Consider the following 13,211-nt stretch of genomic DNA (forward strand, 5'->3'; position numbering starts at 1 on the left):
GTATATGCTGAAAGCTCTTTTTAGTTTTAGGAACAAAGAACAGCTAGTAGGTTGTTATTTAAAGGAATATTTGCAAGTGGTTTGACCTCTTGGCTCAAAAGAGGCGTCATTTCTTCAAATGAAGTGCTCCAATTCCATCCAAATCGTTATAAGTAATAACTTTTTCTGTTCTTTGAATAAAACACTTGAAGTATTAGTTGTCGTTAGATACAAACGAATAAGTCATTCGTGCCAATAGTCAAGGAATAGCTATGCAAATTGGTGTACCAAGAGAAACACTCGCAGGTGAAACGCGAGTTGCTGCTTCGCCGAAATCGGTAGAACAGCTTCTAAAATTAGGATTTGAAGTTTGTGTTGAATCACAAGCAGGTGCGTTAGCAAGTTTTGAAGATGCAGCTTATGAACAAGCTGGAGCAAAAGTTGTCACCGCAGATGAAGCTTGGAAATCCGATATTATTTTTAAAGTTAACGCTCCGATCGTTGACGAAAGTAAAAATGAAATTGATCTTCTTAAAGATGGCGCAACATTGGTCAGCTTTATTTGGCCAGCTCAGAACCCAGAATTAATGGAACAATTGTCCACTCGTAACATCAACGTGATGGCGATGGATTCCGTACCTCGTATTTCAAGAGCTCAAGCACTAGATGCATTGAGTTCTATGGCTAACATCGCGGGTTATCGTGCTGTGGTTGAAGCGGCGCATGAATTTGGTCGATTCTTCACGGGTCAAATTACGGCGGCAGGCAAAGTTCCACCAGCGAAGGTACTGGTTGCTGGGGCGGGTGTTGCTGGCTTAGCGGCAATTGGCGCTGCAGGCAGCTTAGGTGCGATAGTTCGTTCGTTCGATGTTCGTCCTGAAGTAAAAGAGCAAGTCGAGTCTATGGGCGCTGAATTCTTGGAAGTGGATTTCAAGGAAGATACCAGCGCAGGCGACGGCTACGCAAAAGAGATGTCTGAAGAATTCAATAAGAAAGCTGAAGAACTTTATGCAGCTCAAGCAAAAGATGTCGATATCATCATTACAACGGCACTGATCCCAGGTCGCCCAGCACCTAAGCTGATTACCAAAGAGATGGTAGACAGTATGAGTGCAGGTAGTGTGATTGTGGATCTTGCTGCTGCAAATGGCGGTAACTGTGAATACACCGTTGCGGATCAAGTCATTACAACGGCTAACGGCGTGAAGGTGGTCGGTTACACAGATATGGTTGGTCGACTACCGACTCAATCATCTCAACTGTATGCAACGAACCTAGTTAACCTGCTGAAACTGCTTTGCAAAGAGAAAGATGGCAACATCAATATCGACTTTGAAGATGTCGTTCTGCGTGGTGTTACTGTGGTTAAAGAGGGTGAGGTCACTTGGCCTGCACCACCAATTCAAGTTTCAGCTCAACCACAACAAGCTAAGCCAAAAGCGGCGAAACCCGAGCCTAAAGTTGAAGAACCTGTTTCTCCAATTAAGAAAGTGACGGGTATGGTGGTTGCTGTTGGTGCATTCGCTTGGGTAGCGTCGGTTGCTCCGGCTGCGTTCTTATCTCACTTTACCGTTTTTGTTCTCGCTTGCGTGGTAGGTTATTACGTCGTTTGGAATGTAAGCCATTCTCTGCATACGCCTTTGATGTCGGTAACTAACGCGATCTCAGGGATCATTGTATTAGGCGCACTATTACAAATAGGACAAGGAAGTGGCGTTGTCACGTTCTTATCATTTATTGCCGTATTAATTGCAAGTATCAATATCTTTGGTGGCTTTACCGTAACCAAACGTATGCTTGAAATGTTCCGTAAAGACTAAGGAGTGACAGATGTCTGAAGGATTAGTACAAGCAGCTTATATTGTGGCTGCTGTATTCTTTATTATGAGCTTGGCTGGGTTGTCGAAACAGGAATCTGCGCGCGTAGGTAACTATTACGGTATCACGGGTATGGCAATCGCGTTGATCGCGACGATCTTTGGCCCACATTCTGCAGGTATTGTATGGATCATCATTGCTATGGTGATCGGTGGTGGTATTGGTATCCACTACGCAAGAAAAGTCGAAATGACTGAAATGCCTGAGCTGGTGGCAATTCTGCACAGCTTCGTAGGTATGGCAGCGGTACTTGTGGGTTACAACAGCTATATCGATCCACCTGCTGCTGTGTCACTTAACCCTGCTGATATTCATGCAGAGCACGTTATCCACCTAGTGGAAGTGTTCCTTGGCGTGTTTATCGGTGCGGTGACGTTCACGGGTTCTATTGTTGCGTTTGGTAAGCTTCGCGGCGTTATCTCTTCGTCTGCATTGAACATTCCTCATAAGCATAAGTGGAACCTTGCGGCGATCGTAGTTTCTACACTACTGATGATCATGTTCGTCAAAGCGGACGGCAGTATGTTCGCGCTAATGGTGATGACTCTTATCGCATTCGCATTCGGTTACCACCTAGTGGCATCGATTGGTGGCGCAGATATGCCAGTGGTTGTCTCTATGCTGAACTCGTATTCTGGTTGGGCAGCAGCAGCAGCAGGTTTCATGCTTGCGAACGATCTGCTTATCGTAACAGGTGCATTGGTTGGTTCGTCAGGTGCGATTCTTTCTTACATCATGTGTAAGGCGATGAATCGCTCTTTCATCAGCGTTATTGCTGGTGGATTCGGTCAAGACGTGGTTGCGTCTGATGGCGATGAAGAACAGGGTGAGCACCGAGAAACATCAGCTGAAGATGTGGCTGACATGTTGAAAAACTCGAAGTCAGTCATCATCACTCCTGGATACGGCATGGCAGTAGCTCAAGCTCAGTACCCAGTGCACGAAATCACTGAGAAGCTAAGAGCGCAGGGCATCAATGTTCGATTTGGTATCCACCCAGTTGCTGGTAGGTTACCGGGTCACATGAACGTGCTGCTTGCTGAAGCAAAAGTACCTTACGATATCGTTCTTGAAATGGACGAACTAAACGATGACTTCAACGAGACCGATACTGTTTTGGTTATCGGTGCAAACGACACCGTCAACCCTGCAGCACTTGAAGATCCAAACAGCCCAATCGCTGGCATGCCAGTACTTGAAGTTTGGAATGCTCAGAATGTTATCGTATTCAAACGTTCGATGAACACAGGTTACGCAGGTGTGCAAAACCCACTGTTCTTCAAAGAGAACACGGAGATGCTATTCGGTGATGCGAAACAGAGCTGCCTAGGCATTTTAGAACATCTATAGGAAACACTTTTTAGTATTTTCTAAGCCTAAGCCTAAGCATTAAGTCATAACTAAACAAGGAGCTCATTAGAGCTCCTTTTTTTGATCATCTGAAAGTGACTGTGCCCTAAAGCGATAAGTAATAAGCAATAAGCACAGTCCGATAGACGGACGTAAAACTCATTTGAATGAAGTTATAACGACTCAAACGATTAGTGAGTACAGCTGTGCAACATAGCCCTAATATGATCGAAATTGTCGCTATAACTCGTCATCCGCACGGTTTTTCATGCGGTTATAAATTTATCTTTGATAACGAATGGTATATATTTGATTGATCTATATGAATTTGCGTTGGTTTGTGATCATCAAAAGAACATTTACTCTGCTTATCGCTACATTATCAGTTTCAGTGAACGCGTTTGCTGACTCTTTACCTGAGCGTATCGATAACTTCACTAAACTTTTTGATCATGAAATGGCAATTGAATCTTATGATATTCGACTGCTTCAGGCTGATTACCCGACTCGCTTGATCATGCCGTCTTCTATGCTGCCGCAAACTGCTGAATACCCACTAAAAGACATCCAACGCTTATACCGGTTATCAAAAACATGCAGCGGAAAGTTGCCCTTAAGCCCTCTAATAACCGAGCCTTTGGTCTTTACTCGTGCAATGTGTAAAGGAACTAAACTTTCTGATCGTTGGTTTACTCGAAGTGGTTTGATTCATCCTGGTGGCGGTTCATATGCCGCACGCTACGTCGAGTTATACCCAGAGAAATTTGACTCGTTGAAGCGCTACATGCACATTCAAGAGCGACCGAACACCGAACACGATGAACTACTGTCTCGTCTACAGAAGATGGACAACGAAGCCATAACAGCTTTGCTAGCGGGTGCGAGTATGTTTGTTGAGCTTGATGAAATGTGGGTCAAGCGCGGTGATAGATATTACCTGTATAAAGAATCAGTTTGGAACGAAAACGCTACGCTCGCGGGCTTATCCTTTAGTTTGTCCTCAGAAGGCAACAGCTGTTTCGTCCAGCGCGGCAATGTGTGTTGGGAAATAGAAGATCATTCAGAGCTTCTGCAGATCGCCATGTTTATTTTGGTGATTGCCAATATCCTACTCGTGTTGGGGTGGGCGGTTTACCGTTGGAACAGTAAAAAACAAGAGATGAAGAGCCGCATGCTGGTTCTTCAAATTCTAACGCATGAATTAAGAACGCCGATTGCGAGTTTGTCATTGACGGTTGAAGGGTTTAGGCGAGAGTTCGAACACTTGCCAGAATCGGTATATGATGAATTTCGTCGATTGTGTGAAGATACACGCCGTTTAAGGCAGTTGGCAGAAGCAAGTAAAGACTATTTGCAATCAGACAACCAACCGCTTGCAACAGAGTGGGTGCCAAGTGTTGAAGAGTGGCTTGAATACAAAGTTGAAGAAGACTTTGCACCGGGCATTGAACTGCGCGTAAACAAAGATATTGCTGCAAAAGTAAACGTATATTGGTTAGGAACGTGTATCGATAACCTGATCAGAAATGCCGTGAAATACGGCGTTGCCCCGGTGATACTAGAACTGAATACTTCTGACAAGAAGCTGACATTCAAAGTTATAGATAATGGAGACTTGTCTCGCAAAGATTGGGGGCAACTAAGAAAGCCATTCGTAAGTAAGAGTGGACTCGGTTTAGGTCTGACGATAGTAGAATCTATGGTCGGAAAAATGGGCGGTCACATGACGCTTATCGGCCCCCCAACAACATTTATTTTGGAGATACCTTGTGAAACAGACATTGCTTCTCGTTGAAGACGATAAAAATTTAGCTGACGGTTTATTAGTTAGCCTTGAGCAAGCTGGATATGAATGTTTACATGCCGAGCTGATCTCTGAAGTTGAAGGCTATTGGGAACAAGCGGATCTTGTGATTCTAGACCGTCAACTTCCTGATGGCGACTCAGTAGATTCACTTCCAGGTTGGAAGAAAAAGAAAGACATCCCAGTAATATTACTTACGGCGCTCGTTACAGTAAAAGATAAAGTAGCCGGCTTAGACTCAGGTGCGAACGATTACCTAACGAAACCATTTGCAGAAGCTGAACTGTTTGCTCGAATCCGTGCACAGCTACGCCTACCTGATGCTGAAGATCAAGATGCATCAAAAGTGATGGCTCAAAACCTTGTAATTGACAAAGCAACACGTGAAGTGTTTTTTAACGAACTGGAAGTCACGTTAACGCGTACGGAATTTGATTTACTATTATTCTTGGCAAGTAATCTTGGTCGAGTGTTTACTCGTGATGAGCTACTAGACCACGTTTGGGGTTACAACCACTTCCCAACAACTCGTACTGTAGATACGCACGTTCTGCAACTAAGACAGAAGTTGCCAGGTTTAGAAATTGAAACCTTACGTGGCGTTGGCTACAAGATGAAAGCGTAATGAAAAAAGCCTTACTTCCACTACTCATTTTATCAAGTGTCATCAATACTGCACATGCAGCCGATTGGTTTAAGGACAGTGATGCGCTGACACAAGTGCACAAGCACCTGCTAGATAATGATTTAGCATTGATGTTTGATTCATTGGTGGAAGTTTGGCAAATCAATGCTTCGCAATCTCGCGAAGATCATCTCAATCAACTGTTCGATCAAGCATTGAACAAGGATTGTGGTAAAACGCTTACAAAAAAAACGTTACCGGATTGGATCAGCTCGGTCGTCGTGAAAAGACACATTATTCAAAGCCCAGGCAGGGAAACATTCCGCGTGGCTATTGATGTTGAATCGGAAAGCAACATCCAAGACATCACCTTTGAGAAGTGGGTCGACAAGGTCGTTTCGTCTGACAGTGAGTTCACCAAAGGCAACCCGGTAATCAATAACACTTCAGTGAGCGTATACAGCAAACGTTATAGCTTAGCGTCTCAACTTGATTCCGGACTTTATCGCCTGACTGTAAAAGGAAATAGCGGTAACTCCTGGAGCACTTGGGTCATTCTTGGTGAAGTGGTTATGCGTCAACAAGTTCGTTGGGCATCTAAAGACTCTTGGTTGATCGATAAAAAAGCACTGCTGAACCCATACTGCCCATTACCAAAGCTAGACGTAGGTTTGTACGATTATGTCGATGAACGATATAAGCAGGTGTGGGGTAAAAGTTATGAATCCGATTATCCGACTAATTTAACGGGTGAAGAACTGCCCAATGATCGTTATGTTTTAGCTGTATCAATGGTACATTCGCGCTGGCAAGGTGACATAGCGATAGAGCAAGCACAAACTATCAGTAAAACTTATGATATTTCTAGCGAAGAGTAGCTAAAGTAATTTAGAATTGAGCCGTTAACAATGTAAGGGATCTAACAAAGATAAACGGCATGAAAAATACAACTAAACTACTCGCAGCATCAATTGCATTCGCCAGTCTTCCTCTTTCAGCAGCAAACTACGCCATTGAAGCGCGTGGTGATGCGATGGGTGGTGTTGGTGTTGTTTCAGCAAACTTCCTAACAGCTCCATTCTATAACCCAGCACTTGTTGCTATTTATCGTCGTAACGATGATATGGGTATGATCACACCAAGTTTTGGTGGTAGTTATAATGACCCCCAAGACATGAAATCAAATATTGATTACGCTCTGGCAGCAACAACGACCGAAGATTTAGACGCAGCTCTTAAAAAACTCGATGGTAACCAAGCAAATATTGAACTTGGTGGTGTTGTCGCATTCGCTATCCCAAATCAATTTATAGCGGCAAACCTTTTCGGTAAAGCCTATACAGAATCGTTCGCTACACCAAATGTTTACGGTGAAACAGCAGCGACAGATGCCGATAAACTTGAGTTGTCGACGGTAGAAGCCGTTGCTATTGGTGTTACCGAAGTTGGTTTGACTCTGGGTAAATACCAGACTTTTATGGGGCAGCATATTTCATTTGGTATTACGCCTAAACTTCAGCGTATTTATACATATAATTATGTAGGTTCGGTGAAGAGTTACGACCTGTCTGATGCAAAAGATGATGGCCAAGGTGACACTTCATTTAATATGGACGCGGGTGTGCTTTGGTTCACTGGTCCATTTAGAATAGGTGTTTCTGCAGTTAATTTGGTGTCTAGAGATATCGTTACCAAAGATAACTCTCAAACGCTAAAAAGTACTACTACAAGTGCCACTCATAAAGTTGGTGGTCAATACACTTACAAACTAGAGCCAGTATATACCGTAGGTGCTGGTATCGTAGCGGACTACTTCACGCTTAGTGTCGACTATGACTTAAATGAAACCGAAAAGTTTACTTCGTTCAAAGATAATGAACAGATGATTCGCGTTGGTACAGAAGTTGATGTTCTGCGTCAGCTACAGCTAAGGGCAGGGTACTACAAGAATTTGGCATACTCTGGTTCAGAAGGTACAGTCACTGCAGGTATTGGTTTGTCGCCACTCAATTTGTTCCAGTTAGATTTAAGTGCTAACTACACAAATGAAAATGCAATGGGTGCATCAATCAATTTCCTTGCTAGTTACTAACAGTCCTTATATAGTTCTGCTCCTAAATAAAGGAGCAGACTATGCTAAACGACTTACCAACCCTTTCTCACGAAGAACAGCAGAAAGCTGTTGAGCGAATTCAAGAAATGATGACCCAGGGCATCAGCACAGCACAAGCTATCAAAATCGTTGCTGAGCAAATTCGTGAAGAAATGAGTAATAAAGAAGAGTAGGGCATTAGCCCTTCTTTTTTAACACCCTAGCGCACTATAACTAAATATATTGCCCTCTAGTATATTATCTCGTACATACCAACTCTTTATTTACCCTAAACCCCGATCTATTCAAAACCATTAAATACCGTTTATTCAGTAAGTTACGTTGGAGTAATCCACTTATCAGGCTTTTCTTGGCTTCTGATTGTAATTAAATTACAGTAAGCTCTAAAAGCAATACAACTATCATTTTGAGTGTCAGTATTTATGTCACCGTGTCTAAGTGGTTAAATCTATGGCGTTTTTTAAGGCTAGTGACGTTGTGACTTCCATTTTTAGTGGATAAGAGTACGTGATTGGAAGCGTGACGGGAGCAGAATAATAAGGATTTCCTCGAAGAGCAGCGCGAGATAAGTTACTACGGTAATGTTCAAAATCGATACCGCGAGTGACTTACGACTGCTTAGAGAAAGCTTTTACTAGCCAGATAAACAAGTAGTTAGGAAGCTTAGAAACGATACATATAACCTGAGAATGCGATTAATGGCGTTACTACAGAATGTGTTGTTACCGATGGTGAGCGTGCCTATAGGCGTAAACGATTAGAATCCTAATGAGGCAGCAAAGCTTTTGGCTTGTTTAGTCAGCGTTGAAAATCTAACGGTTGCTTAAATGGAGAGTAGATATCGATAGGGTATTAATGGCGTCTTGATTGAGTATTGGCAGAGAGTTGAATATGTAACTGCAGTCTAGTCAAGGGAGCTTTAGTACAACTTTGCGACTTGGTTTCGTCCGTTGTCTTTCGCTTGGTAGAGTGCCTTGTCTGCACGTTTAATTGCAGAACGTATCGATTCATGTTGCTTAAGCTGTGTTACTCCAGTGGAAGTCGTTACTTTAAGCGCTTTAGGCCAAACGCTTTGGTCGATTGCTAGGTATAGATTATCGATAGCTTCGTTACACTGTAGCGCAGTTTGCTCCAGGCAAACTAAAAGGAACTCCTCACCACCCCAGCGATAAAGTAAATATTGCTCACCAAGACTTTCGTTAGCCGTTGCGACAAACTGAATAAGTACTTTGTCACCCACTTCATGGCCATGTTGATCATTGATTTGCTTAAAATGGTCTAAATCAAACAAAGCGATGTGAATGGTTTTTCCTTGCTGTGCTAACCATTCAAAATCATAGAAAGCATCTAAAGCTTCAGTTCTGTTCCTACAACCGGTCAACGGGTCGGTTGTAGCCTTTATCTTTAGCTCTTCAATTTCTTGAGTCAACAAACGTTGTTGCTGTGCGGCATCTGTTCTTGTTCTTCTGGCTAGATATAACGCACAAGATATATAGTAAATCGCATACAGCACCCATAAACTAATTAAGAGTTTTCCTAGTACAAACTTGTCGATCGTCTTGCCGTGAAAAACGATGCTTTGTACTGTTAGTTTATGGTGCCCATCAAGTGTGCTAGCTCCAAGGCCTAACTCAACCGACACTGCGTTGGTAACGTCTACGGCGCTATTAGTAATAGGGTGGTTGTAATAGTCGATCCACCATAAAGGGACATTGAAATAATCTAAGTCGATGTGTTTTCTATCGGGTAACGAGAAATCTAAACGATTGAACTTATTCGACATAGCGTCACCTTGAACGCTGTAATTCTCGTCGTAATTTCGAATGTAAAAGCGAAACCTTGGCTGTTCTTGGCCTTCGTAATCCATATTGATGGTCACTGAGTCATACACAGAGAGATCCAGACCTTTACCTTCCGTAGAGATAACGAACTCAATCTCACAGAATGGCGAGCTATAGGTACGCTTAAAGTCACACTGTAACTCAATGGTGTCTTCTGACTTATACAGCACCCCTTTGGTGCCACCATTATGTTCTTGGTCAGTGTTAACGAGTGTAGGGAATCTATCTGGAGTGATAACGTAGTTTTGATCCATGATCATATGGTAAGAAATAAACGACAGTAGAGTGGCAGCGAGGAAAAAAACCGAAAGGAATATATTGATTTGCCTGAATACTTTGTCGTTCAAAGTGTTAATCATCCATAAATGTAACTTTGTGGTTATGCGTGATGTCACCGCAAGCAGAGATTCTATCGAGTATTCACGTTCGCACTCAATAGTTGAAATTGAATTGAAGATTATACAGAAAAGTTAATGATTAAACTGATTTTTAGAACGAATTCTGTACGCATGGCGTTGGTTTTGAATGCTATTCGCTCGATAAGTGTGGTTTTTGCAGGGGGAATAATCTAACTGTATATTTATACAGTTAGATTTAAAGTAGGGGGGGTAATTGTGTTGCAGTGTCACTTTTGGGGTTCCAATTTTATCGCAACACTTTGTTGTCTATGAGAGCGTTACTTGTGTTTATTCGTATCTTTGAAGCCCGTAGTAAGCGGGCTTTTTTGTATTTAATTAAACTTATGTTTACTGGGAACCCACAGTGCGGGTTTACTACGGCCTCCACCACGAAATGGCATTAGGTTATCTTTCGCGGCTCGCTCAACGCGGCCTTTGGCTTGGGAGCTGTTGGCACAGATGAGTTCTATGGCCAGCTCTTTCAGCACGCGCCCGTATTGAGTTTGGCCAACTTGTTTGTGTTTCTCCTGATTCACTCTAAATATGGAGTGTTTGTCGCTGTAAAATGCGATGGGTTTACCGTGCGCGTCGAGGTATTCACGCGTCGCCAACATGTAGTCAAACGCGGATTCCGTCTCGCTGAATCTTAGGTTCATCAAGCGGCCAGTCGCATCGTCAATGAACACCAATAGGCAACATTTGTCGCTTCGGCCTTCAAACCAGTCATGATGGGAGCCGTCAATTTGGATAAGTTCACCCAAGCAATCACGACGGTAACGTGGCTGATAGACTCGAGGTTTTCGTTGTGCATGTGGAAGCCACAGTCCGTCGGCGATCATCCATTGACGGAGTGTTTCTTTAGAGACGGATAGATTGTGTCGTTCAGTCAGTTTTTCCAGAGCGAACGTTGGTGAGAAGTCAGAGTAATGCTCACGGATAAGTTTCAGTATTTCAATTCTGAAATGTTCTGAGTAGCGTCGATTACTTGGGCGTCCACGCGCTGCGTGTGTAAGACTTTGAGCGCCAAGAGAGACAAGTTTGTTTACCAAACGTCGGATATGACGCGCAGACAGATTCAAAATGATAGCAGCGTCAACTTGGCGTAGTCGTTTTTCACTCATAGTAATAAGCATCCGGATAACTCCTAAGCAGACCAATATAGGTAAGCTTAGGAGGACATTTTAAAATGGCTCAAACCGGACATTACTAAATTGCTCTAACACCTTTGGTGCGTATTATGTACGTTATGTTAAATTGGTTTCGGTGTTTATAAGGCAGGTATCTTTATGTGATGCCCTGCCTTTATTTCGTATCTGTACTCTCTGAATTCTACTGTGTATTTAACCATAGTGGCTATTTACCATAAAATACCTAATAACCAGTGATAATAATCTTCGATTTTACCCCTGGCATTAGTTAGAGCTTAACCGCCAGCAAATTTAACTTTATAGCCTTTCTTTTCAAGATGCGCTTTGAGCTTGTCACGAGCGTCGCCTTGAATCTCGATGTTGCCATCTTTTACTGAACCACCGCAGCCACACACTTTTTTCAGTTCCGCTGCCATGAGTTTTAATGGTGCGTCATCTAGGTCTAAGCCTGTTACGATAGAAACGCCTTTGCCTTTACGGCCTTTGGTTTCTTTTTGGATTCGAACAATACCATCACCTTTAGGGCGCTGGACTTTCTCTTCTTCAGGTTTAATACGACCTGTTTCAGTTGAATATACTAGGCTCATAATTTTACTTCTTTTGCTGTGCTGCTTTTTGTTTTGCGAGTAAGAAAGCCTCTATATGACGCTGGATTGCAATCTTGCCACCTTTAATTAGGCGCCCGTTGAACATGCAATACCAAGCGTTAGGCTCACCGCTATCATTTTTAATTTGGTAACCATGGAAGTTTTCAGTTAAGCCGCCACCAGACGCTCTCGACTTGTTTAGCGCTGTGAATTCTTTCGGGTCAATAAGGGTCGCAGTATCAATCCACCAATCAATACTCTTTTTCACAGCAGGTAAATTGCCTTGAATAATGTTGTTTTTTAGCTTGGCACGCCAAACGGTGTTGTTTGCATCCGCTGATTGTAGAGGAACGCCTCGGTAAACTGAATTTGCCATATCCATTGATCATCGTTTTGTTTTCATTACGTTAATCATAAGTATACTTCTAATGATATCAAGCATAATATGGCAAAAACACCTGTTGAGGTACGGTAATTTGAGAAAAAAAGTCCCTATTTTATCGGACTCTGTGATAATTAATTCATTTGTTGAAAAATTAAACAGCCACGCGACAATTGAAATTATAGATGAGTTAACAGGATATCAGTACTCTCGAAACTCCTTGTTGGGTATCTACAGTGATTGGAATCGCTACCATGCATTCTGTACTAAAAATCGTATTAACACTCTTCCAGCATCCATCACTGCTGTTCGGCGTTTTCTTGAGACTGAATCCAGTGAAAGAAAATTCGCGTCTTTGAAACGTTACACTGCAACACTTAGCTTGTTGCATACTGTGTTGAGCTTTGCTAACCCAATCAAGCATAGGCAAGTTCGTTTTACCCTGCTCCACTTGCAATCTCGAATGTCTGGCGACGCTAAACAAACTAACGCTATGACATCAGCACACCTCAGTGAGTTGAACGCGTTACTTTCGAATGAAAAAGCGACTTTGAAAGAGATTAGAGATATCGCCATTTATAATGTGATGTTTGAGTGTGCCTTGAAACGCTCAGAGCTCAAGGCGTTATCGACTAGTGATATTGAGTACATTGGCGACGATTATCATATAACAGTCAAAGATTCGACGTATAAACTGTCATTAGTAGCCAGATTTACACTTGAGCGTTGGCTTTCGTTTACCGGGAATCAAGATGATTTACCGGTGTTTCGTGCGATAGATAAGCATGAGAATATCAGTCAACACCCTTTGGATGACTCTTCGATATACAGAATATTGAGAAGAGCTAGTGATTTACTCCAACTGGCAGATAATCACCATTTTTCAGGAAATTCGATTCGTGTCGGTGCCGCGCAAGAGTTGTCGAGACAAGGTCATAAGGTAAAAGATATTCAGGATTTTGGTCGCTGGCTCAGCCCTGCAATGCCAGCGCAATATGTCGGTTGTTTGGGTACAGCTGAGAGTGAGAAAGTGAAGTTTAAAGCGTTAACCCCATGGGAATAAACGGATTAGTCGGCTATAAAACCATAGCGCTTTGGCGATTGGT

11 protein-coding genes and 1 pseudogene are annotated in these 13,211 nt (G+C 42.8%); 8 read left to right on the plus strand and 4 right to left on the minus strand.

The window, feature by feature from the left end:
• The first annotated feature begins 251 nt into the window (after window positions 1-251).
• The 7 genes from pntA (at window position 252) to AB4407_RS03595 (ending at window position 7,922) form a co-directional block, all read left to right on the plus strand.
• A complete protein-coding gene (gene pntA, locus AB4407_RS03565) occupies window positions 252-1,799 on the plus strand; it encodes a Re/Si-specific NAD(P)(+) transhydrogenase subunit alpha (protein WP_372118690.1) in 1,548 nt (515 codons plus the stop codon).
• Between the two features lie 10 nt (window positions 1,800-1,809).
• On the plus strand, window positions 1,810-3,207 hold the full coding sequence (pntB, locus tag AB4407_RS03570; RefSeq protein WP_372118693.1) for a Re/Si-specific NAD(P)(+) transhydrogenase subunit beta: 1,398 nt from the start codon (window positions 1,810-1,812) through the stop codon (window positions 3,205-3,207).
• A gap of 322 nt (window positions 3,208-3,529) precedes the next feature.
• On the plus strand, window positions 3,530-5,002 hold the full coding sequence (gene vxrA, locus AB4407_RS03575) for a sensor histidine kinase VxrA (protein WP_372118858.1): 1,473 nt from the start codon (window positions 3,530-3,532) through the stop codon (window positions 5,000-5,002).
• Window positions 4,977-5,636, plus strand: coding sequence for a response regulator transcription factor VxrB (gene vxrB / locus AB4407_RS03580; RefSeq protein ID WP_009845363.1), 660 nt, complete (start codon window positions 4,977-4,979; stop codon window positions 5,634-5,636). Before vxrA ends, vxrB begins: the two co-directional genes overlap by 26 nt.
• Window positions 5,636-6,514: a DUF2861 family protein gene (locus AB4407_RS03585; protein WP_012600630.1), complete on the plus strand. Its 879-nt coding sequence runs from the start codon at window positions 5,636-5,638 to the stop codon at window positions 6,512-6,514. Before vxrB ends, AB4407_RS03585 begins: the two co-directional genes overlap by 1 nt.
• Window positions 6,515-6,573: 59 nt before the next feature.
• On the plus strand, window positions 6,574-7,728 hold the full coding sequence (locus AB4407_RS03590; RefSeq protein WP_372118696.1) for a conjugal transfer protein TraF: 1,155 nt from the start codon (window positions 6,574-6,576) through the stop codon (window positions 7,726-7,728).
• Window positions 7,729-7,769: 41 nt separating this feature from the next.
• Window positions 7,770-7,922 carry a YoaH family protein gene (locus AB4407_RS03595; protein WP_004731009.1) on the plus strand — a complete coding sequence of 51 codons (153 nt, stop codon included), beginning with the start codon at window positions 7,770-7,772 and terminating at the stop codon, window positions 7,920-7,922.
• A gap of 746 nt (window positions 7,923-8,668) precedes the next feature.
• Here the strand turns inward: AB4407_RS03595 and AB4407_RS03600 are convergent.
• The 4 genes and pseudogenes from AB4407_RS03600 to AB4407_RS03615 form a co-directional block, all read right to left on the minus strand.
• A complete protein-coding gene (locus AB4407_RS03600; RefSeq protein WP_372118698.1) occupies window positions 8,669-9,949 on the minus strand; it encodes a GGDEF domain-containing protein in 1,281 nt (426 codons plus the stop codon).
• Between the two features lie 455 nt (window positions 9,950-10,404).
• Window positions 10,405-11,121, minus strand: a pseudogene (locus AB4407_RS03605) (ISNCY family transposase); the annotation flags it as partial.
• A gap of 290 nt (window positions 11,122-11,411) precedes the next feature.
• Complete coding sequence (yciH, locus tag AB4407_RS03610) at window positions 11,412-11,723, minus strand: stress response translation initiation inhibitor YciH (RefSeq protein ID WP_009845368.1); 312 nt, start codon at window positions 11,721-11,723, stop codon at window positions 11,412-11,414.
• 4 nt (window positions 11,724-11,727) lie between these two features.
• Window positions 11,728-12,099 carry a DUF3319 domain-containing protein gene (locus tag AB4407_RS03615; RefSeq protein WP_372118700.1) on the minus strand — a complete coding sequence of 124 codons (372 nt, stop codon included), beginning with the start codon at window positions 12,097-12,099 and terminating at the stop codon, window positions 11,728-11,730.
• 100 nt (window positions 12,100-12,199) lie between these two features.
• Between AB4407_RS03615 and AB4407_RS03620 the strand changes: the two genes are divergently transcribed.
• A complete protein-coding gene (locus tag AB4407_RS03620) occupies window positions 12,200-13,168 on the plus strand; it encodes a tyrosine-type recombinase/integrase (protein WP_372118703.1) in 969 nt (322 codons plus the stop codon).
• The last annotated feature ends 43 nt before the right edge of the window (window positions 13,169-13,211 follow it).

The organism is Vibrio sp. 10N.261.46.E11 (assembly GCF_041472735.1).
GTDB lineage: Bacteria > Pseudomonadota > Gammaproteobacteria > Enterobacterales > Vibrionaceae > Vibrio.